Below are 20,315 nucleotides of genomic sequence, written 5' to 3'. Positions count from 1 at the left end.
ACCTACGCAAGATCGTAGAGAACCTTAAAAGCCTGAACTCCGTTTTTTGTTGCAGTAACCTTCCACGCCCAAAAGAAAACCTCCTCAGCTGGGAGATTGACAATTACATCTATAAGCCTGTATCTCAATTCTGCCTTTTTCATCGAGTTCAGAACCTTAATCGCAACATAGATTCTCATTGCGGTATCGACTTCATCGGTTTTATTCGCAACCTTTAGTTCTTTCATCAGTTTTTTAACTGCATCTTTTCTCCAAGATGAAGCAGAGGCAATTTTGATTCTGTAGCTTTTCTCTCTGTTCAAATAGCACTCATACATGGTAATGAACTTAGGGGTTTCAATTAGCTCGTAGATCGTGTTCTTTATCGCAAGCATCATCCCACCTTCAGAACTTTATCGGATTTAGTGTTCTTTAGCTCATCCAGAACAGTTCTGAAGTCTTCCGTTATCTCCGCATCGATTTCGAGCTGTAAGCTGTAATCCAGCTTTGAATCCAGATCACTGATCTTTTTTAGAATCTCGCTCAAAACTCCGATCTTTTCAAGCCCACAATCGCATTCAAAAACAACATTTCCCTTCACATTCACCTTCATTTTTCCCCTTAAACCCAGATACGAAACGGCTCCCGATACGCTGAGAGAATCTTCTTTGAGCGAATTTGATCCCTTCCCACTTATTTTCACCATTTTTACTCTTTTTCCTTTCAAATCTTCGAATTTTGCTAAAAACTCATCAATTTTTAAGGTCTCTTCTCTGGGCGGAAGAATTGGAGGAGGTTTCTTTATCTCCAATTTACTCTTGATTTCTTCTGCAAAATCTTTTCTGAAGACGTAATCTCCTTTGCCAAAAGCTGATAGAACTTTTTCCGCTTCTTCTTGGCTGAGCTTCTCCCCAGCTTCGATTTTCTCGATGAGTGAAGTTTCACCTCCAAAAAATTCGAGTTTTTGAGATCTGCTTATGGCATCTACGATGTCCTTTTTGCTCATATCTGGAAGTTCACTTTCAATGAAAGACAAATCAACGTATTTCTTATTTCCCATAACTTCCAAAATTCTTTCAACGACTTTATCCGCTTTCTTTCTCTTTGCAACTTCAAGCAATTGTTCTGCAAAATTCTTTTTAACCAGATAATCTGAATCCCTGAGCTCAGCTGAAACCCCAATCTTCAGGTTTTTGATTATTTCCTCACTCTTTTCCAGATCGACGTCTTCAGGCTCGCAGATATCTCCTTTGTAAATAGCAATCTCTCCATTTTTTACAAGCTCTGTTATGCTATCTTTCAAATTCTTCAAGGGGACAAATAGGTATCCTGTGGAACTTGCTACAACGTTTATAAACTCCGAGAATTTTATGTGATCTCTTGAACCGATAATACCGTGCACGTAGTCAATGCTGACAGAATCGAGAACCTTTCCAAACTTCTTGAGGTCTTCGAATATCCTTTCTGTGTATTTTGCTCTTTCATCGTAGGTAACTGGCGTTAGCCTTTTAACTGTTTGATCATTCTTGTATACGAACCCTACCTGTGAATACAAATTTATAAGCATCTGGGCTGATTTCGAATAGATCTTGCTTTGGATCTCTCCAAGTTCCTTCAAAAACGTTTTATCCTTTGCTCTCTCTTTTTTCAGCTTTTCACACGCAATCAGTTCCTTCATAACCCTAACAAAAGGTAAAATAAGCTCAACATCGGGGAATAGGAGTGTAATCGTATTTCTGTTGGGTGTCGTAGTCGAAACGAGCTCGGAGAAAATTCTTCTGTAGATTTCCTTTGCTACAACATCGCTCGCAGCACTTTCAAATTCCTTTGAAGATTTTAGAGCCTTATATCGCCTTAAGACATCTTCGTAGTCTATAACGAAAATGTTGAGTTTATGAGGAGTCGTGTTATCCTTTTTTATCTCATTTTCAAAGATGTTTACCGCAATCGTTTCCGTGGATGGTATTATTCTGGCTATAAACTGCTTCTGCAGATGCAGTTTAACTTCCTCATCTTTGACATCGTTTGCGGTATTTCTGACAATCGCCCTTGGATTTTCTTCCGTTTTAAAGTAATATCTGTCAGTTCCTTCAGCTCTGAATATATGGGTTGCAACCTCATCGTATAGCTTTTCAAGATAGCTATCAATCGTGCTCGGATCGAGAGTTTTATCCCCCCAAAGCTTTTGCTATTAACTTGCTATTTGCTCCCTTTTTTGGCTCCTCTGGAATCAAAGAATACAGATAAACTGCGATTGCGATCCTTGTATAGTTTCCGAATCTCTTTTTTCCATCTTTTATCTGTGTATGGGCAGTTCCTTCTGCAGTGGCTATGTCTGTCTGAACAACCTGATCAAGTTTGTCTCCAAATATTTTATCAGTTAGCTTTCTCATTATTTGTGGATCGGAAAGATCTACTTCTCCCACAGAGATGAAATAAGTGCTTTCTGGAAGCTCATCAACATGCCTGAGGAGATTTACTATTACTCTCGCCATTATCTTCAAAATTCCTCTTGTTCGCTGAAAACCCTCGTATAGCCCTATCCTCCCAAAAAAGATTTCTTCTATTAATTCAGGATTGAATGGATAACATTCAGTCAGCCTTTTTTCACTGAAGGTTTCAGTTAATCCCAATTTCGTGATGTAAAAACTTCTTAGTTCTTTTGTGGCTTCCTTTGCAAAGTTTTCGTCGATCTCTTTTATGAATCTCTTTTTCAGAACTCTAATGACGTCCTCTTTTGCAATTGGAGCGATTTTAGTTGCTCCTCGTTCAGCTATTTCTACCACACTTTTGATTATTTCCGTATTTTTCTTGTAAGCTTCGCTCTCTGGAATTGTTAAAACCACTATTGAGGTTCTCGTTGCATCAAGTGCAACAAACAATGAGTGGATAAATGCTTTGTTCTGGCTTATTCGTGCCTCATCTCCAGCTATCTTAGATATATACACCACAAGCTCATCTATCAGGAAGATAACAGGCTTTCCAACTCTTCTAATCGCATTTTCTACCTCTATTGCGGTAGGCGGAGTAGTTCGGGAGGATAAATTTGCATCACCAAGCTTATTTCCGATAACATTCCAAATATTTTCTTTCGGATCGATGTTGTGACCATCAATCGCAACTATTTCCGCTTCTGGTATTACAGAAAGTTGTAAATCCTTTAAAATCCCCTTTACCTCCTGATAGTTTATTGCCACGTCCTTATTCTTGAACAGATGGTAAATCGCAAGCAGTGTGTGGGTTTTACCTCCACCAAAAGTGGTATCAAGAATTATTGCATAGGATTCGTCAGATATGGAAGCAACTCTTGATAGAACTTTTTTAATAATATTTTTCATATCTTCCGTAAAGTGTGTTCTCCTGAAATACTCACGGGGATCCAAATAGATTCGATGTGCAGTGCCATTCAAGAAATTGGAGAATTCCACCTCGAATATAGCCTCATTAATATCTGCAAAAGGATCTGAGGCAATTGCAACCAGCTCATCATCGAAGACTATCTTTCTTTGTTGGATCGCCCCTTTAAGAGAAGTATATTGTAACCCCATAAATTTTTTTATACAGTCTTAAATTTATGTTTTTTGATTTTCGTTGTTTTACCGAAATATTATGTCTGTCATAACAAGTAGTGCAAACTTGAAGATCACCAGTAAGAGTTGAAGACTCCTATCGCCGTCTTGATAAACTTCCCCATTCGCATCTTTACCTGTCACCCCACATTTTTAATTTATCAACTTATTTTATATATCTTTCTCTTCAATCATATTTCGCCTATTCTGGACGCCTAATCCGTCGAGTGATGCATAAAAGAGGTTTTTGGTTATACATAGTCTGAAACGTCGATTAGGGTTCTCCAATCGTAACTTGCTTTAAGGACATGTTGTCAGAAAAACAAACCAAATAAAGAAGAAAGAAAAATGAACTATATCTAAAAATCTAATGCGCAAATATACCTTCATGGCTTTTTGGCAGACATCATAAGAGGAAAGATGCTTATTAACTCCACGTCTGAGAAGAAGAGTTCGAGCAGTTTCTCGAGCTCTTCTCTATCAAAAGTCTTCTGAAAAGTCTTTTTCTTGGTTACAACGCCATCAAGATAGGGTATACCCTTTATGATTTTATCCTCACTCACGTCTCTGACAGCAACAAGAACTGTTCCATTTTTCTTCAGAACTCTCCTAATTTCATTAAGCACTTCGATTCTGGTTTCTGGATAAACTGTGTTAAGGACGTAGAAGTTTGTAACTGTATCGTAAAAATCATCTTTCAGAACGCTTCTGTCTGCGTATTTACCGAATCTTAGTCTGCAGCGATCATAACCAAAAGCTTCATAGCCAATTTCTCTGAGATACTCAACATCTACTCCATATCCACAACCAAAGTCCAAAACTTTACCATTAATCAGTCCCTTGTTCAGGGCAATCTTCAGAGGTCTTGAAGGATGAAGTTCTAAACGCTTTTCTCTGTTTATAGCAGCATTTGCAGACATACAGATATCCTCTCCACAGTCCTCGCTGCAAGTTTCTGACCACCAAGGTCTTTTCTTATCTATGAGTTTATGCATGAAATTAATAAATACTCGAACTTTATAAAATTTATTATAGTTATAAAACAGTTCTCCCTATGCATTACAAAAAATGACTAAATATGATCTAAAGGCTTCTTTTCAGCTCACTTTTGCCTCCTTATCGGCTCTATTAAAACAATCATAAAAATTTCTTACCGTTTTCTTGCCTTCTTTCCCGCTCTGCTCCTGAACCCCAAAGCCTTGACTGGATCTCTCCAAGCTGCATCATAAATCCTTTTGCGATTCAAAGCGTAATAGTGTCTCATTGCACCCTTCTGCCCTACTTCAGATCTAAGAAATCGGATAAGCCCGAGCTTTTTCAGCATCCATACGTAGTTGCCAAAGCTCTGTCTGCTTGGCGAGCTGTAGCCATAATCCTTGCAGTGGCGACAGTAAGCTTTCCACATCTCGTGCACGTATGCCTCGCCGTATTTAAGCAGAAATCTACGGATGAATAGCCCCGTTCTCTTCATTTAGAACCTCCTTCAGCCTTCTGATCAGCCTATGACCAGTCTTTTCATCGAAGATCGTTAATGCCGCAGCCTTAGCTGCGGGCGAGCCAAAAAGGATCATTCTCTTCAGCAACTCTATCTCAAGCCTTTCAGATCTCACCCTCTCAATTCTCGATACCATGAAATAATATATTAGGTTATTTTATTTATACTTTTATATATACTTACACACTAAAAGTATATAAAGCTTTCACTGTTTTTCGGCAAATTAAAAGCGAAAAGAATCAGAATCAGACGCTCATCAGCTCTTCAATTATCTTCGAAAGCCTCTCCATTGCCTTCGGATTCCCATCGAGAGCTTCAACAAGCTCCATTGCAACCTTAAATCTCTCCCGCAGTGTGAGATTTTCAAGAATCTTTGTCATCAGCTCTGGCATTGCCTTGCTCTCTTCGAGCTGAGCCTTCAGCCTTTCCTTTTCATCGAGTATCAGCCCGCATTTGAAGCAGAATCTCGCATTCGGGACATTTATTTCTCCGCAGCGTGGACATTTAACTGGCTTAAACCTATCATCTTTGCCTTTCTCAACTTCAATGCCTTAGATCTTCTTTATTGCATCCTCTATGTCTCTGCCTGAGAGATGCACATAAACTGCAGGCATACTGCTTCCCTGAACCCAGCCAAAGTAATGGCTGAGCTGCTGCTCAGTGAGATGATTTGCCAAAACAGTTGCCATCGAATGCCTAAGAATGTGCGGATAAACTCTTTTGTTTATTTCAGCTTTCTTTGCCGCTTTCTTTATTATCTTTGCAAACATCTGATAAGTCATAGGCTTTCCTGCATCTTTCCCGTTGATCCTGACGAATACAAGGCTCTCTGGATCGATTTCTCCAGTTTTTGGATTGTAGCTCGGATGCTCAAGCAGCCATTCTCGCAGATAGCCAGCTGACATCACCACTGGAATAAATCTCTCGCCAGTCTTACCGCTCACTTTAAGCTTAACTCCCCAGTCCGTGAAGACTACGTTCTTCCAGCTGAGCGAAGAAAGCTCTCCGATTCTAAGCCCAGCTTCATAGCCAACCGCTATTATAGCTCTGTCCCTTTTATTTGCTGCAGCTTCAATCATCCTGAAGATCTCCTCAGTCAGAACGTTTGGCTTTCTTTCGTCTTTTCTGTCTCCTTTTACAATCTCAAGCCCTTCCCAGTTCTTGCCATTCAGCCACTTGAAGAACTTCCTTATTCCCTTTCCGAACTCGTTTATCGTCTGAACGCTGTAATTCATGCTCTCAATTTTCAAAACAATTTCTTTAAGATCTTCTTTGTTCCATTCCTTGAATGGCTTGTCCTTCCAGCTTCGAATTCTTCTGAGAGTGCTTAGATAGCGAATTATTCTCGGAATCTTAATGCCCTCGATTCTGAGATCAGTTGCAAAACGTAATATGAGATCCTTCTCTTCGCTACTGAAACTACTATTACTTATTCTATCAAGCTCTCGCTGATACTCTACATTGAACTTGTGAAGGGGTTTAAAAGTCTTACGGCTTTAAACCTTTCGATTCAATCCCGCCGGCGGCTTACTTTCTTCCAAATACAAACTATCTCTATCGTGCTTTTTCTAACTCCATTAATGGATTAGGCTAATCAAATCGCTCATGACTTTCTTCTGGAATCTTCAAGCTACTTTATGACTAAACTCTTTGCATAATTGAATCGTTTTCGCAAAATTTTGCTCGAAGTTTAAAAAATCTTGATAAGCTTTTTAGGCTTCAACGATCTCTTGAACCTTTCCTTCTGGAATACTCTGTTACTTTTCCTAAAACATTTATTGCAGTTATCACATCTGGATAAACTGGGAATCCGTTCAGTTCAAGTTTGTTTTTGATCTCAAAGACGCCCTCTTTTGAGCCTTCAACCACGAAGTATATCGGCTTTCCAAAGCTCTTTAACTTTCTGTAGTCTGGCTGATACACTTCACCAAGCGATTGACTGCTCCAAAAAGCAACGACGACAGAGTCAACGTTTTTATCGCTCATCAAGGCGTCGACTGCACATTCGTAAGCCTTCTGAGTTCCAACTTCGCCAACAGCAGGCCATATGTCTACAGGATTGTTTACTCTATGCCAGCTCGGGTTTACTGACTCTATCTTTCTTATCGTTTCATTTTCGAACTCAGCAAGCTTCAATCCTGCAAAGTAAGTAGCATCAGCACCCTGAACACAGCCAGAGCCAGTGTAATGGACTATGGCAACTCTGTCTCCTTTTGGAAGGGGTTGAAGCGAGAAGGCTTTTGATACCTGAAACATCTCTTCGAAGCTGAAAACCCTGACAACGTTTGCCTGCTTGCAAAATGCATCGAAAACCTGATCATCCACTGCAAGCGCTGCAGTGTGGCTTAAAGCAGCTTTTTTACCGTATTCGCTTCTGCCAGTCTTAAAAACTACTACGGGTTTTTCAGAATTCTTTACAGCGTCGTAGAAGGCTCTTCCATTTCTGAAACCTTCTACATAGATGCCTATAACCTTAGTATCTGGATCCCTGATCAAAAAGTTTAGAACTTCATAGTCCTCGACGTCGATTTTATTCCCCAAGCCAACGATCTTGCTGAAACCGAGGCTTGGATGATTTGTGGTTACTATTTCCATCAACAATCCCAAAAATAATCCCGTTTGGGCAATAATGCCAATATTGCCCCTTCTTATATAAGGCAATAGAGCAAAGGAAGTTATTAAACCGTTTTCGGTATTCAGAATGCCAGTCGTGTTTGGTCCGAAGATCCTTATTCCGTTTTGCTTTGCAATCTTAAGAACTTCCTTCTCTATCTTTGCCCCTTCTTCTCCTTCTTCACTGAAACCGGAACTAACTATTACTACTCCCTTAACGCCCTTTTTTGCACATTGACTTAGAATTTCGGGCACGAATTTAGCAGGAACCGCTATAATGGCAAGATCTATCTGATCAGGAACATCAGCAACGCTTGGATAGCATTTATATTCAAGGACGTAGTCATACTTTGGATTCACTGGATATATCTTTCCTTTAAATCCGTGCTGTTTGAGATTCCAGACGATGTTGTATCCAAATTTTCCTATGGTTGCGGAAGCGCCAACGACCGCCACGCTTTTTGGATTGAAGAATAAGCTCAAATCTCCCGCTTGATAGTCAAGTCTTTTTCTTTTGCCAACAACCATTCTCGCATCTGCTACTGCATAGCCCTTTTCGTAAACAAAAATCGGATTTAGATCCATCTCTACTACGTTCTCTTTCTCAACTATCTCGTTGAGCTTCAAAAGCACTTCAACGATGGCGGAAACGTCCACTTTTTTACCCCTATACCCCTGCAGAACTTTATAACCCTTTATTTCTCTAACCATCTCTTCCGCATCCCTTCTTGTTATGGGCAAAATTCTGAATGAGACATCTCTGAGAGCTTCAACGAAAACCCCGCCAATGCCAAACATCGCTATGCTTCCAAATTGTTCATTTTCCGCAACACCAACTATTACTTCTATTCCGGGAGGGAGCATTGGTTGAACATTAACACCTTCTGCCCCCTCAATTTTAATGAGTTCGTTAAAAATTCTCCTCACTTCTTCTTCAGAAGACACATTCAGTCTGACACCATTAACGTCACTCTTATGCACGATCTTTCTCGAAGCTACCTTCATGGCAACTGGGAATCCAATACTTTTCGCAGCTCTAACAGCACCTTCTTCGCTATCAACAAAAATACATCTTGCGGTTCTTATTCCATACTTTTCGAGGATTTCTTTGGCTTCGTGTTCAAGCAACATGTCTTTTCTTGAGAGTTTCAATTTATAAAGATATCCAAAATCTTTTTCTGTCTTCGGAAATTAAATCTGGAAGCATAATAAAAATAGTCGGGAAAAGACACAAACTCTTAAATATTTTCCCATTCCCCGTATCTCATGAGCTACGAAACATTAATGCAAAATCTCGGTTTTCCAAACTCCGAGAGGCTTAAGAAAATACTTGAGTATTTAATGGATGAAGAAAGTGCAAAAGTAGCTTCGGCTTTGCCCGGGAGCATAGATGAAGTTGCAAAGAAGCTTGGAATGGATAAGAAGAGAGTAAAGGAAATACTTGAAGATCTCTTCGTAAAAGGAGTTGTTTTCCCAAGAGATTTCAAAAACAGAGAATACTTCAAATTTGCAAGAGATCTGATTCAACTCCACGATGCAACGCTTGCAAGTCAAAAAGTTAAAGACGTAAAATTTGCAGAGCTTTGGAGCGATTTCATGAACGAAGAGGGTTATAAAACCCTTGGACAGGTTTTATCGTTTTTAGGAGTTAAAGTTTGGCGTGTAGTGCCAGCTTACCATGCAATAAAAGATCTCCCAGATGTTCTTCCGCACGAGAACATAAAGGAGCTTTTGAAGGCTCAGAACAAAATTGCAGTGGTGCCATGTTCATGCAGAAACGTCACGATGCTCATTGGAGAGGGTTGCAAGTATACCGATGAAAGCACTTGGCATTGCATTCAGGTTGGTAGGGGGGCTGAATACGTGATCGAAAGGGGTTCTGGAAAGCAGATTTCGATTGAGGAAGCTTTCAAATTGGTAGATGAGATCGAGAGAGATGGACTTGTTCATACTTGGGCAAACACATCAAAAATGGTAGATAGCAGAGTGACAGTTAACTGCAACTGCTGTGGCGATTGCTGTGAGTTCTTCCTCTCTGCAAAATTCGCTGAGAGGGGAATGCTCGATATAATTGAGAAGAGCAGGTATGAAGCTTTTGTAGATGTCGAAAAATGCACTGGTTGCCAGACTTGTATCGAAAGATGCCATTTCGATGCCATAGAGTTATACAAACCAGAAGGGAGCAAGAAATTCAAGGCAAAGGTGATATCAGAAAAATGCTTTGGTTGCGGGGTTTGCGTTGTTGGATGCAAACAGAATGCGATTAAACTAAAAGCGGTTCGACCTCCGGAATTTATACCACCCTAACAAAAGCTTTTTATTTTTAAGATTTATCAAAGCAGCATGGATGAGCTAACTCAAAGTTTGAGCAAATTTTTGGACGAAGATGACCAAAAAATTTTGAGAACGATCTCAAAGGATCCCAATGTTGTGCAAGTTTTAAAAAAGGTTTTTGAAGAACCTGAAAAGGCTGAGAAATATCTTGTTCTAATTAAAGATAACTATTTTGCACTTTTGTTCACGACAAAGCTTGCAGAAAAAATTTCGAGATATCTTGAAAAAGAAGACGAAGAAAAAGGTTTAAACATTTTTCTTACAGGAATTGACTATCTCGCCAAAATGAAGGAAAGACGGGCTATTCAGAGTGTTTTTTCGCTTTTGAAAGAAGCGATTGAAAGTAGGCTCTCTCTTGGTAAATTCGAGACGGCTGCAAAGCTTGTAACATCTTTTAAGGAGTTTGGATTTAACAACTATATCAAAAAGCTTCTTTTTCACGCACTAGAAGTCTCGGAGTCAAAGGATTTTGCAAGAGCCATCAGAATAGTGAATATACTCCCAGCTTCCGAAGAAGTGCTTACAGTAAAGGCATACATTTTACTTGATTGGGGAAAATCGATCTCTGCAAGCGATCCGGAAACAGGTTTGAAAAAGATAGAAGAGGCTTTGAAAATCAAGGATATCCCGTCTGCAAGGATAGCAATGGCAGAAATATACGAAAGTATAGGAAACTACTCAAAAGCTTATGAGATCTATTCGGCACTCAAAGGGCAGCCAGAAATAGAAAGGAGACTTGTAAGGCTTTTAATGGAATGGGGAGAGGAAGCAAAAGATATTAATAAGCTTGAAGAAGCTAAAACGCTTGCTTCCGGTGACATTGTACTTCTTGAAGAAATCGAGCGAAGAATAAAGAAAATGAAAGAACAAAACCAAGGCTAAAGACTTTCAGGATCATAGCCTAGCACAGCAACCCACCACCACCTTGCCATATCCACGAGATCCTTACTGAAAGCCCCAGAAAGAGAATATTCTCCATCTCGGATTGAAAGCATACCTGCTCCGAGAAGCTTGTTTCTCATAGAATAAAATGATGAGCGAGCCATTTTGAGTTCTTCAAGAATTTTATCCCATTCTTCAACTCTCAAAGGTTTTCCAGCTTTCTGCCGTTCTTCTACAAGGTTCAAAAATTTAATGGCTTTCATTGCAACTTCTTCCTTTCTGAAAATCCTACGCATGAGCTCAAGCATGGGGTTCTTAGATTGCGACACTCTTGCGGTTGCAGTCGATCTAACGATAACCGAAGTAGCTGTTTTTGGCGCATCCTTGACTTTCACAGAAATATTTTTCCATAAGGGATTATATTTTTATCGATGAGGGAGGCAAGGTTATTTAGAGCTTGCAAGGATTTTGTGATTTGTCAGCTCTGCCATAGATTTTGCAAGATCAAAGAGGGTGAATCAGGTTTTTGCAAAGTAAGGATAAACACTAAAGGGAGACTATTTACTCTAACTTATGGCAAATTGAGTGCCCTCGAAAGCAGACCGATTGAGATAAAGCCATTTTTCCACTTCAAGCCTGGAAGCACGAGCATGACCTTTTCAACTTTTTCCTGCAACCTCGACTGCCCCTGGTGCCAGAACTGGAGGATTTCTAGAACACTACCTTCTGGTTTCGAACTCACTGCAGAATATGTCGTAAAAAAAGCCTTGGAGAGTGGAGACTTGAGCGTCTGCGGGAGCTTAAACGAGCCGACTTTACTTTTCGAATTTCTACTCGATGTTTTCAGATTGTCCAAAGAAAACGGTTTACTCACATCACTTGTCTCAAATGGCTACATGAGCACTCTGGCTTTGAGAGAGTTGAAAAAAGCAGGATTGGATGCTATTAAAGTTGACGTTAAGGGCAATGAAGGTGTTTACAAAAAGTTTCTTTCTGTAAGCGTTAAAAACGTCTGGCGAATCGTTAGAGAGGCCTTGAAGCTCGGAATTCATGTTGAGATTGTCAATTTGCTTGTTACAAATGTTAGCGATTCAGAAGAGAGCATTAGGGAAGTTGTTGGAAACCATTTAAAATTTGCGAACAGCGAAGTCCCGATACACTTCACGAGGTATTTTCCGGCTTATCTCTTTAGGGAAAAGCCAACAGAGTTAGAGAAACTGGAGATGGCTGTAAATATAGCTAGAAAAGAAGGATTAAGCTTTGTTTATATTGGAAACGTCCCCGGACACAGATACGAGAATACTTTTTGCCCGAATTGCGGAAAGATTCTCATAAGGAGGTTTTCTTATAAGGTTTTGGAGAAGAGGATTAGGCAGGGAAAGTGCCCTGATTGTGGTAGAGAAATTTATGGAATATGGTAAATTTTCAAGAGATCATTTTGACTTTATAAATTCTCTTAGCAACACCGTCCCGTAGCAACCTGCTGGAAGGTAAAATTCAAAGACGTCGCCGCTGAATTTTAGCTCCGTAATAGATAAGGGCAAGCCCGCGCTTCTGTAAGAACCGCTCGAAGAGAATTCCTTATGATCTGTCTTAAAGCTAGAGATATCAAGATTGTCCTCAGCAAGAAACTCGAGAGCAATTCTACTCCAGCCCCCAAGTTCAGTATCATAACCCACGAGGGGCAAAGCGAGAGTAGCAAATCCCTCTCTGATTAAAAACTCAACCCTGCTCTTATTTGCTCCAATCTTCGTATAGTCCACAAATGAAGGTTTTTTTGTCTTATAAGTTATATAGCAGGCCCAATCATTTTCCATTACGGTTTTAAGTTCTCCAAAATCTTCGATTCTCTGTGAAAGCAGTCTGTTAAAGATATAAGACTGGTAAGCATGAACAAACATCATTTTAAGTGTTTTTGGAAGCGAAAGCAAGGCCTTCTCTTCGGTTTTACCCTCTCTTAGCTTTTGAAGCAAAGTTCGCTCATAAATTAAATGTCTCGGAAGTTCTTTCAGTCCATAGAGTGGATCCCTGCTAACCCAGAGTTCTGATCTAATTTTTCTAAGCTCTTCTCCTTCTCTCTCCGAGGGTTTTCCCACAAAAGTCCAGAAAGCTTCGGAGTAATTTTTCTGAAGGATTAGCTTTCCAACCTCATGCGTTATTCCACGCGTCCCGAATCTTTGCTCTCCAAAGAAATTCGGAATACCTTTTTCAGCCAGTTCATTTTTTGTTTCTTCAAAAATTTCACCATTTTTGGTCCCAACCACTCTTATTTTAAAAAGATTACCAAGAAGGTCTCCAAGCTTTATTTCTCTTCTCGAATATCCCAAAAACTCGATTTTTGTATCTTTTATGGTAATTTTGGCAATTTCTTCTTTTTTTAAACCACTAATGGAGAAAAATTGCACAGTTAAAGCTCTTTTGTCCTTTGTGCCGGCAAAAGATATCCTTTTCTGGCTAATTCCAAGGCTCTTTGAAAGCGATCTAACAAACTTCAAGGTTTCCCAGTTTCTCTTTTCAACCTTTATGATTGCAAAATTCCCATCTTCAGCGAAATCCAATTCGAGAATCTCCTCTACGTAAAAGTCTTCTGCCTCTTTTTTTATTTCTCCACCCATAGGGGGAGTTTTTGTTATGTAGCCTTTAATCCCGATATCCACAGCCTAATTTTCGGAAGCTTTTTTTAAACCTTTGTCCAATTTTCAGCGTGGAAAAATATATTCAAGATCCCGTGCACGGATTGATAAAACTTGAAAAATGGCAGGTTTCCATCATCGACACGCCTCAGTTTCAAAGACTAAGGCGAATAAAACAGCTCGGATTTGCAAATCTTGTTTATCCTGGGGCAAATCATACCAGATTCGAACACTGCCTTGGGGCAATGCATTTGGCACGTATTTTGGCAAAAAAACTTGAAATGAGTGATGAAATTGTAGTTTCTGCCCTGTTGCACGATATTTCTCACCCACCATTTTCACACAGCTGCGAGGGGATTTTAAAGGCCTACGGCTGTGGACATGAAGCCATAGAATTTTCGATAAGGGGTGAGCTTCGAGATCTCATAAAAGAGCTTGGTTTTAACATAAAAAGAATTGCCGATATTGTAAGCGGTAAAACTGACTCAATCGTCAGCGGAGATATCGATGTGGATCGAATGGACTATCTTGTGAGAGACTCGCACTATACTGGCGTCGCATACGGAATTTTTGACATTTCGAGGCTAATAGAGAAGATTAAGTTTCAAAATGGGATTATCGTTGAGGAGGGAGGAATAAAGGCTGCTGAATCTTTGCTGATTTCACGCTTCATGATGTATCCTGCAGTTTATTACCACCACGTCTGTAGAATTGCAACCAAGATGTTTGAAAGAGCTATGGAAAGAGTAATAGAAGCGGGACTCGATCCAAAAAGACTATTTGAGATTGATGACTGTGAAGCAATGGAGTTGATAAGACTCCATGATCCAGAATTTTACGAGTTTCTTCGTAACAGAAAACTATTCAAAAGGGCTGTATATGTCGGAAGAGATAGCGTCGATCTGAAGGAGATCTTAAAGTTAAAGGAAAAAAGAATTGAAGAAAGAATAGCAGAAAATGCTGGAGTTGATAGAAAATACGTCATTGTGGACATTCCGCCTATCGAGGATGTAAGAGAGTTCCGCGTGAGAGTAGAAATAGATGGAAAAATCGAAAAACTTGAAGACGTTTCAAAAGTTGTAAAAGCTTTGAAAGATTCGTGGATTGATAACTGGCGATTTGGAGTGTATACCAAAAAAGAATACGTTGAAAGGGTTAGAAAGTCTGCAGTAGAGATATTGGGAATTGATGCGACTGTTCAGTCTTCTCTTTTTTAATCCTCCATCCTTTTCCTAATTGCAGGATTTTTTGATATTATATCTCGCAGTGCAGACTCAAAACTTTCATTAAGCGGAATTTTCTCACAAAGATAAATTCCCGTTCTTCCGATTTCCCTTCTTCTACTCAAAACCCTAATTCTCTCAAGAACTATGTCGATGGAAACCCCGAGAGTCTTGGCCACGATACTCGGATGAAGTTCGCTTATATGAATTTCTCTATGGCCATTTTCATTAGGGATTATTAAAAAAAGCCTTTTATCCACTCCTGGAACTCTAATTCCTCTTACTAGTTCTTCGTAATTTATACAACCACCAAATCTGTAAAAATCGAGCTCTCTCTCCCTCATCTTTACAAGTGGAAAACTTACAGTGGTCTGCTCATCGATAACAAACTCACCCTTTATAGCGTAGTTTGGAGTGGCCTGAACTATCCTTTTTTCAACAAAATCAATTCCTTGCAAAGCCAACTCGAGTTTAAAAGATGGGATCCTCTCTGGTATGAAGATATCGATGTCGCTTTTCGAGTTCACGTCACCCCTTGCTATGCTTCCGTAAACTATTCCATGAAGATTAAACCCCTCCAGAATTTCCAACAACTCTTTTGCCTTTTTTCTTTTCTCTTTTAATATCTGAAAGTTCTCTTCACTGTAAATTACTTCTTTTCCAATCATTCGACCGTTTTGTCGATCCAATCAAGAAACTCTCTCAGTCCCTTATCGACAGGGAAAGAGCAAATACATGGCGTTGTGTAGCTATGTAGTTTCTTTATCTCTTCTCTTATCTCAGAGAACTTCTCATTTTTTGTCTTTAAAATCATTCCATATTCCTCAGCGGTCTCAATTTTCCCTTCCCACCAGAAGTAAGACTTCACGGGGAAAATGTTAACACACGCAACTAGCTTCTTTTCTAGCAAGTGCTTCGCGATTCTCTCAGCCTCTTCTTTTGAGCTTGCGGTTACATAAATAAAACTGAACATCGCCATCATTTCACCTCTCTTTTTTCTTCAAGACCACTATGTCCCCAAGAGTCGGAGTTGTCATGTATTTCTTTTCCAACTTCACCACAGGAATACTCTCCCTCAATTTTATCCCAAATAACTTTTCCAGCTTTGCAATTACTTCTGGGTCTGGTGTGATTTCGGCGTTCTCGATTTTCTTTATCAAAGATTCTTTTTCTTGGATCTTCTTTGCAAGTTGCTCTTGGCTCCAGCCTCTTTTCTCTCTTTCCTGTCTTATAATCTGGCTGTAGTTATCGACAAGTTCATCCTTAAATTCGATATCTGTGCTAACTTTCTTTTTCTTTATAATAACCCTTTTGGCTCCAGCTTGCGTAGCGGTTGAGACTTTCTCACTACCATACTTTTTGCAGGATGCACAAACAGTCAATTCTGTTCCTTCAACAATTATTTTGAACCCGGACCCTTTTAAATCCCTTCCACAAATCTCACAATTCATACGATCACCGATCAATAAGTTCATATAGTTGAAGAGATATATATTTATTTGGAGGCTTCCGGTAAGAGGTTGGTAGAATGTCAGAAGATCTGAACTATCTGATAGATAAGCTCAAGAAACTTGAAGAGGAATACTACAAGCTTAGAGAATTATGTCGAAGGCTCGAAGATGAAAAAAGATTTATTGAAAGCGAAAGATTAAGATATGAAAGAGAAGTTAGAAGACTCAGAAGCGAGTTGGAACGCTTAAGATCACCTCCTTTACTTGTTGGAGTGGTCTCAGACGTTCTTGAAGACGGAAGAGTTGTTGTTAGAAGTTCAACCGGGCCAAAATTCGTCGTTTATGCTTCACAATACATCTCTCCTGATGAGCTTAAGCCCGGGACGAGGGTTGCACTAAACCAACAAACCCTCGCGGTTGTGAATATTCTTCCTTCCTCAAAGGATCCCATGGTTTATGGATTTGAAGTTGAAGAGAGGCCAGAAGTAACGTATTCAGATATCGGGGGGCTGAATCAGCAAATTGAGGAGATCAGAGAAGCAGTTGAACTGCCGATGCTAAAGCCCGAGCTCTTCAAAGAAGTTGGAATCGAACCACCTAAAGGTGTTCTACTTTATGGCCCTCCAGGAACTGGAAAGACTTTGCTTGCTAAGGCGGTAGCGAATCAAACAAAAGCTACTTTCATAAGAGTCGTGGGTAGCGAATTCGTGCAGAAGTTCATCGGCGAAGGGGCAAGGCTTGTGAGAGAAGTATTCCAGCTGGCAAAAGAAAAAGCACCTTCGATAATCTTCATAGATGAGCTTGATGCAATCGCAGCGAAGAGAACAAGCAGTGACACAAGTGGTGACAGAGAAGTTCAAAGAACTATGATGCAATTGCTCGCTGAGCTTGATGGTTTTGATCCAAGGGGGGACGTTAAGGTAATTGGGGCAACGAATCGAATTGATATTCTTGATCCCGCAATACTCCGTCCGGGCAGATTTGACAGGATAATAGAAGTCCCATTGCCAAATTTTGAGGGCAGAATTCAGATTTTCAAGATACACTCGAAAAACATGAAACTTGCAGAAGACGTAGACTTTAAGGAGTTGTCAAGAATAACTGAGGGGGCAAGCGGAGCGGACATAAAAGCAATTTGCACAGAAGCAGGAATGTTTGCAATACGAGAAGAGAGGATACGAGTGACAATGCTTGACTTTACGAGAGCGATAGAGAAAGTCCTGAGAAAAACAGCGCCAATACCGGATCTCAAGGGGGTCATGTTCGTTTAGCCGGAAGCCTCCACCAATTTCAAAAAGTTCAAAAGTCTGAAGGGGGTAATGTCGCCGTGGAACTCGGATGTTTGTCAGTGTCGCACAAACGTGCAAGAGTTGAGGACATCGAAAAAGTCTCTAAGGAAGATTATTTTCTGCCAATTCTTTCATCCTATCCTTTTCATGAATTTGCATACATTTTGACCTGTAACAGGTTTGAGGTCTACGCTGTCGGCTTCGCAATTTATGAAAACCTTTCAAAGCTATCTAAGGAGCTTGGAGTGGACAAAATATCCGAGATATACGTTGGGGAAGATTGTATTCGCCACCTGATGCGTGTGTGCGCTGGCGTGGAGTCGATGATCGTTGGCGAGAACGAGATTCTTGGGCAGGTTAAGAATTCTTTCCTGAAATGTGCAAAAAAGAATTTTGTTGGCGAGAACCTTGAAAGAGTTTTTACTAAGGCTACACAAGTAGGAAGCAAGATCAGAAGAGAGACCGCAATCTCGAAAGGTGCTCTTTCAATCGGTTCCGCAGCGGTTGTGCTTGCTGAAAGGGTTCTTGGTTCTCTAAGCGGTAAAAAGGTTTTAATTGTAGGCGCAGGAGAGATGGGACAGCTGGTTGCAAAGGCTATTCATAAAGATGTTGAAAAAATTCTAATTGCAAATAGGACTTTTTCAAAAGCTGAAGCTCTTGCAAAAAAAATTGGAGGGATTGCGGTTAGATTTGACAAACTGGAGGAGTGCCTAAAATTATGCGATGTTGTTATTTCAGCAACTTCCGCACCGCACATCGTGATCTCGAGGCAGGCAGTTGAAAATGCGATTCGTGATAGAGAAAAGAAACTCGTAATAATAGACATAGCCCTGCCGAGAGATGTTGATGAATCCGTTAGAGAATTAAAAAATGTTGAGCTTTTTACAATTGACGATCTAAGAGCTATAAGTGAGGAGAATATGAAGAAGAGAGAATTGGAAGTTAAAAGAGCTGAAGAGATAATAGAAGAGGAGATCGAGCAGTTCAGGGTTTACCTCAAAGACCTTGAAGCCAAGAAGGCGATTGATGCGATGTATAGCCTTGCAGGGAAGTTCGTTGACGAGGAAGTTGAGGAGCTATACCAAAAACTTTCGAAGCTCGGGCTAAATGAAGATGTTAAGCCAATGCTTAGAGCATTTGCAATTTCACTCATCAAAAAGTTTTTGAGCGAGCCGACGCTTAAGTTAAAGCTCGCAGCAAGGAATGGAGATCTTGAGCTTATAAATGCGATTCTCAAGGTTTTTGGTGATGGTAATGTTTCCGAATGTTCGGATGAGAAGACTGCGGAAGGAAAATCTAAGGGAATTGTTCTGGGAAGCAAGGCTGAGAGTTGAAAATCTCATAGTTCCGATTTTTGTAGACGAGACTGCAAAAGAGAAGAAGGAAATCAGCTCGATGCCCGACTACTATCGCCTTCCTTTGGAGCTTGTTGCTAAAGAAGTTGAAGAGTGCATGGATCTTGGGCTCAGAGCTTTTATTCTTTTCGGAATTCCGAAAAAAAAGGACGAAATCGGAAGCGAAGCCTATAATGAAAATGGTATTGTTCAGAGAGCGGTTAGGCTCATAAAGGAGAGTTTTCCAAAGGCTGTAGTGATCACCGACGTCTGTCTTTGCGAATACACCGCCCATGGGCATTGCGGATTGGTCAGGAATGGGGAAATTTTGAACGATGAAACTCTCGAAATCCTTGGAAAAGTAGCTGTGAGCCACGCAAAAGCGGGAGCGGATATTGTAGCACCTTCGGGAATGATGGATGGGATGGTAAGTGCAATTCGATCTGCTTTAGACAGCGAGGGATTTAGCAATACTCTGATTATGAGCTACTCCGCAAAATTTGCCTCGAATTTTTACTCGCCCTTCAGAGAAGCTGCAGAGAGTGGATACAAGTTTGGGGACAGAAAAAGCTATCAGATGGATTTTCACAATAGCGATGAAGCCATGCGTGAAATCGAGCTCGACATTCTCGAGGGGGCGGACATCGTAATGGTTAAACCCGCCTTAGCTTATTTAGACATAATTCGAAGAGCAAAGGAGACTTTTAACGTCCCGCTTGCTGCATACAACGTCAGCGGAGAGTATTCTATGGTTAAGGCGGGAATAAAAATGGGATGGCTAAGCAAGGACATTATCCATGAGATATTGACTGCCATAAAAAGGGCGGGAGCAGATCTAATAATAACCTATCATGCAAAGGAGATCGCAAAAGAGATTATTTAAAAATTTTAGAATAGCTTATATTTTTCTCCTGCATCAACTTCTCCGTTGAATGCTACTTTTGGCATTATCGCTTTTCCTATCGCCGAGACAAGCAGAATCTTGGTTAAATCTCCCGGGATGAAGGGTATGGCTCCCATCATGAGCAATTCGAAAAGTCCTGCGTTCGGAAAGATCAGACTTAGCCACAATAGTCCGAAGCCATATATGATCACAAAGTTTGCAAATAGAAGGATCGGAAGTAGTGTGAAGAAGAATCTTGCCATGATATATCTGTCCACAAAGTAGCCAATGAAGAACGCAGAAATGATGAAGCCAAATAAATAGCCAGCTGTTGCTCCAGAAAGCACCACAAGCCCGCCTTTAAATCCTGCAAACCAAGGAATTCCTGCGAAGCCCAGAGAAACGTATAAAGTCTGACTGATTCCGCCCCAGTGCTTTCCAAGCATTATTGCACTTAAAAAGACTGCAAAGGTTTGCATTGTTATCGGAACTGGAGTCCACGGCAAGTAAAGGCGAATTTGAGCACATAAGCCTGTGAGCACTGCGAAAGCTAAAGCTAAAAGCAACTTATGCTCGAATTCTGCCTCATATCTCCATCTGAAGAATCTATACCTTACAAACTCCATGCAA

At 40.3% G+C, this 20,315-nt stretch carries 22 protein-coding genes; 7 read left to right on the top strand and 15 right to left on the bottom strand.

Going from position 1 to position 20,315, the window contains the following annotated elements; genetic code table 11:
- Window positions 1-2 precede the first annotated feature (2 nt).
- The 9 genes from QXI54_03125 to QXI54_03085 all read right to left on the bottom strand — a co-directional run bounded on the left by QXI54_03125 (window position 3) and on the right by QXI54_03085 (window position 8,787).
- A complete protein-coding gene (locus QXI54_03125; GenBank protein ID MEM0302147.1) occupies window positions 3-374 on the bottom strand; it encodes a hypothetical protein in 372 nt (123 codons plus the stop codon).
- A complete protein-coding gene (locus QXI54_03120; GenBank protein MEM0302146.1) occupies window positions 374-1,657 on the bottom strand; it encodes a hypothetical protein in 1,284 nt (427 codons plus the stop codon). The genes QXI54_03125 and QXI54_03120 overlap by 1 nt, the downstream gene beginning before the upstream one ends.
- 490 nt (window positions 1,658-2,147) lie before the next feature.
- Window positions 2,148-3,527, bottom strand: coding sequence for a DUF499 domain-containing protein (locus QXI54_03115; protein ID MEM0302145.1), 1,380 nt, complete (start codon window positions 3,525-3,527; stop codon window positions 2,148-2,150).
- A gap of 407 nt (window positions 3,528-3,934) precedes the next feature.
- The gene (locus tag QXI54_03110; protein MEM0302144.1) at window positions 3,935-4,543 is read right to left on the bottom strand and encodes a methyltransferase domain-containing protein; all 609 of its coding nucleotides are present in this window, start codon (window positions 4,541-4,543) and stop codon (window positions 3,935-3,937) included.
- 155 nt (window positions 4,544-4,698) lie between these two features.
- Window positions 4,699-5,019 (bottom strand): hypothetical protein, encoded by a 321-nt coding sequence (locus QXI54_03105; GenBank protein MEM0302143.1) that lies wholly within the window; start codon window positions 5,017-5,019, stop codon window positions 4,699-4,701.
- Window positions 4,991-5,179 carry a hypothetical protein gene (locus QXI54_03100; protein ID MEM0302142.1) on the bottom strand — a complete coding sequence of 63 codons (189 nt, stop codon included), beginning with the start codon at window positions 5,177-5,179 and terminating at the stop codon, window positions 4,991-4,993. Before QXI54_03100 ends, QXI54_03105 begins: the two co-directional genes overlap by 29 nt.
- A 109-nt stretch (window positions 5,180-5,288) precedes the next feature.
- Window positions 5,289-5,435: a hypothetical protein gene (locus QXI54_03095; GenBank protein ID MEM0302141.1), complete on the bottom strand. Its 147-nt coding sequence runs from the start codon at window positions 5,433-5,435 to the stop codon at window positions 5,289-5,291.
- 159 nt (window positions 5,436-5,594) lie between these two features.
- Window positions 5,595-6,278, bottom strand: a complete 684-nt coding sequence (locus QXI54_03090; protein MEM0302140.1) for a tyrosine-type recombinase/integrase — start codon at window positions 6,276-6,278, stop codon at window positions 5,595-5,597.
- Between the two features lie 484 nt (window positions 6,279-6,762).
- Window positions 6,763-8,787 (bottom strand): acetate--CoA ligase family protein, encoded by a 2,025-nt coding sequence (locus QXI54_03085; protein MEM0302139.1) that lies wholly within the window; start codon window positions 8,785-8,787, stop codon window positions 6,763-6,765.
- 135 nt (window positions 8,788-8,922) lie between these two features.
- Between QXI54_03085 and QXI54_03080 the strand changes: the two genes are divergently transcribed.
- Both QXI54_03080 and QXI54_03075 read left to right on the top strand, forming a co-directional pair.
- Window positions 8,923-9,963, top strand: coding sequence for a 4Fe-4S dicluster domain-containing protein (locus tag QXI54_03080; protein ID MEM0302138.1), 1,041 nt, complete (start codon window positions 8,923-8,925; stop codon window positions 9,961-9,963).
- A gap of 36 nt (window positions 9,964-9,999) precedes the next feature.
- On the top strand, window positions 10,000-10,872 hold the full coding sequence (locus QXI54_03075; GenBank protein MEM0302137.1) for a hypothetical protein: 873 nt from the start codon (window positions 10,000-10,002) through the stop codon (window positions 10,870-10,872).
- On the opposite strand, the gene QXI54_03070 is transcribed toward QXI54_03075, so the two are convergent.
- Window positions 10,869-11,267, bottom strand: a complete 399-nt coding sequence (locus tag QXI54_03070; protein ID MEM0302136.1) for a hypothetical protein — start codon at window positions 11,265-11,267, stop codon at window positions 10,869-10,871. The genes QXI54_03075 and QXI54_03070 overlap by 4 nt on opposite strands.
- A 36-nt stretch (window positions 11,268-11,303) precedes the next feature.
- On the opposite strand from QXI54_03070, the gene amrS reads away from it, so the two are divergent.
- On the top strand, window positions 11,304-12,293 hold the full coding sequence (gene amrS / locus QXI54_03065) for an AmmeMemoRadiSam system radical SAM enzyme (protein ID MEM0302135.1): 990 nt from the start codon (window positions 11,304-11,306) through the stop codon (window positions 12,291-12,293).
- Window positions 12,294-12,305: 12 nt separating this feature from the next.
- On the opposite strand, the gene truD is transcribed toward amrS, so the two are convergent.
- Complete coding sequence (truD, locus tag QXI54_03060) at window positions 12,306-13,529, bottom strand: tRNA pseudouridine(13) synthase TruD (GenBank protein MEM0302134.1); 1,224 nt, start codon at window positions 13,527-13,529, stop codon at window positions 12,306-12,308.
- Between the two features lie 47 nt (window positions 13,530-13,576).
- On the opposite strand from truD, the gene QXI54_03055 reads away from it, so the two are divergent.
- On the top strand, window positions 13,577-14,722 hold the full coding sequence (locus QXI54_03055) for an HD domain-containing protein (GenBank protein MEM0302133.1): 1,146 nt from the start codon (window positions 13,577-13,579) through the stop codon (window positions 14,720-14,722).
- On the opposite strand, the gene QXI54_03050 is transcribed toward QXI54_03055, so the two are convergent.
- From QXI54_03050 to QXI54_03040, 3 genes are read right to left on the bottom strand one after another with little or no spacing between them, the layout of a single operon-like run.
- Window positions 14,719-15,396, bottom strand: coding sequence for a nucleotidyltransferase domain-containing protein (locus tag QXI54_03050; protein MEM0302132.1), 678 nt, complete (start codon window positions 15,394-15,396; stop codon window positions 14,719-14,721). The genes QXI54_03055 and QXI54_03050 overlap by 4 nt on opposite strands.
- The gene (cutA, locus tag QXI54_03045) at window positions 15,393-15,707 is read right to left on the bottom strand and encodes a divalent-cation tolerance protein CutA (protein MEM0302131.1); all 315 of its coding nucleotides are present in this window, start codon (window positions 15,705-15,707) and stop codon (window positions 15,393-15,395) included. Before cutA ends, QXI54_03050 begins: the two co-directional genes overlap by 4 nt.
- A gap of 4 nt (window positions 15,708-15,711) precedes the next feature.
- Window positions 15,712-16,179, bottom strand: coding sequence for a multiprotein bridging factor aMBF1 (locus tag QXI54_03040; protein MEM0302130.1), 468 nt, complete (start codon window positions 16,177-16,179; stop codon window positions 15,712-15,714).
- A gap of 77 nt (window positions 16,180-16,256) precedes the next feature.
- Between QXI54_03040 and pan the strand changes: the two genes are divergently transcribed.
- Genes pan through hemB form a run of 3 tightly spaced genes read left to right on the top strand, consistent with a single transcriptional unit; the run spans window position 16,257 to window position 19,685 of the window.
- Window positions 16,257-17,450 carry a proteasome-activating nucleotidase gene (gene pan / locus QXI54_03035; protein MEM0302129.1) on the top strand — a complete coding sequence of 398 codons (1,194 nt, stop codon included), beginning with the start codon at window positions 16,257-16,259 and terminating at the stop codon, window positions 17,448-17,450.
- Between the two features lie 56 nt (window positions 17,451-17,506).
- Entirely contained in the window at window positions 17,507-18,802 is a 1,296-nt protein-coding gene (gene hemA / locus QXI54_03030; GenBank protein ID MEM0302128.1) for a glutamyl-tRNA reductase, read from the top strand.
- The gene (hemB, locus tag QXI54_03025; GenBank protein ID MEM0302127.1) at window positions 18,741-19,685 is read left to right on the top strand and encodes a porphobilinogen synthase; all 945 of its coding nucleotides are present in this window, start codon (window positions 18,741-18,743) and stop codon (window positions 19,683-19,685) included. The genes hemA and hemB overlap by 62 nt, the downstream gene beginning before the upstream one ends.
- 5 nt (window positions 19,686-19,690) lie before the next feature.
- Here hemB and QXI54_03020 read toward each other — a convergent pair whose 3' ends face one another.
- Window positions 19,691-20,311, bottom strand: coding sequence for a biotin transporter BioY (locus QXI54_03020; protein MEM0302126.1), 621 nt, complete (start codon window positions 20,309-20,311; stop codon window positions 19,691-19,693).
- Window positions 20,312-20,315 lie beyond the last annotated feature (4 nt).

Source organism: Archaeoglobaceae archaeon (assembly GCA_038734275.1).
In the GTDB taxonomy this organism is placed as follows: domain Archaea; phylum Halobacteriota; class Archaeoglobi; order Archaeoglobales; family Archaeoglobaceae; genus WYZ-LMO2.
This window is presented reverse-complemented; position numbering and strand designations above follow the sequence as displayed.

Coding starts and splice junctions, on each gene's coding strand:
- QXI54_03125 (MEM0302147.1), bottom strand. CDS start 374: ATGCTTGCGATAAAGAACACGATCTACGAGCTAATTGAAACCCCTAAG.
- QXI54_03120 (MEM0302146.1), bottom strand. CDS start 1,657: ATGAAGGAACTGATTGCGTGTGAAAAGCTGAAAAAAGAGAGAGCAAAG.
- QXI54_03115 (MEM0302145.1), bottom strand. CDS start 3,527: ATGGGGTTACAATATACTTCTCTTAAAGGGGCGATCCAACAAAGAAAG.
- QXI54_03110 (MEM0302144.1), bottom strand. CDS start 4,543: ATGCATAAACTCATAGATAAGAAAAGACCTTGGTGGTCAGAAACTTGC.
- QXI54_03105 (MEM0302143.1), bottom strand. CDS start 5,019: ATGAAGAGAACGGGGCTATTCATCCGTAGATTTCTGCTTAAATACGGC.
- QXI54_03100 (MEM0302142.1), bottom strand. CDS start 5,179: ATGGTATCGAGAATTGAGAGGGTGAGATCTGAAAGGCTTGAGATAGAG.
- QXI54_03095 (MEM0302141.1), bottom strand. CDS start 5,435: ATGCCAGAGCTGATGACAAAGATTCTTGAAAATCTCACACTGCGGGAG.
- QXI54_03090 (MEM0302140.1), bottom strand. CDS start 6,278: ATGAATTACAGCGTTCAGACGATAAACGAGTTCGGAAAGGGAATAAGG.
- QXI54_03085 (MEM0302139.1), bottom strand. CDS start 8,787: ATGTTGCTTGAACACGAAGCCAAAGAAATCCTCGAAAAGTATGGAATA.
- QXI54_03080 (MEM0302138.1), top strand. CDS start 8,923: ATGAGCTACGAAACATTAATGCAAAATCTCGGTTTTCCAAACTCCGAG.
- QXI54_03075 (MEM0302137.1), top strand. CDS start 10,000: ATGGATGAGCTAACTCAAAGTTTGAGCAAATTTTTGGACGAAGATGAC.
- amrS (MEM0302135.1), top strand. CDS start 11,304: ATGAGGGAGGCAAGGTTATTTAGAGCTTGCAAGGATTTTGTGATTTGT.
- QXI54_03050 (MEM0302132.1), bottom strand. CDS start 15,396: ATGATTGGAAAAGAAGTAATTTACAGTGAAGAGAACTTTCAGATATTA.
- cutA (MEM0302131.1), bottom strand. CDS start 15,707: ATGGCGATGTTCAGTTTTATTTATGTAACCGCAAGCTCAAAAGAAGAG.
- QXI54_03040 (MEM0302130.1), bottom strand. CDS start 16,179: ATGAATTGTGAGATTTGTGGAAGGGATTTAAAAGGGTCCGGGTTCAAA.
- pan (MEM0302129.1), top strand. CDS start 16,257: ATGTCAGAAGATCTGAACTATCTGATAGATAAGCTCAAGAAACTTGAA.
- hemB (MEM0302127.1), top strand. CDS start 18,741: ATGAGAAGACTGCGGAAGGAAAATCTAAGGGAATTGTTCTGGGAAGCA.
- QXI54_03020 (MEM0302126.1), bottom strand. CDS start 20,311: ATGGAGTTTGTAAGGTATAGATTCTTCAGATGGAGATATGAGGCAGAA.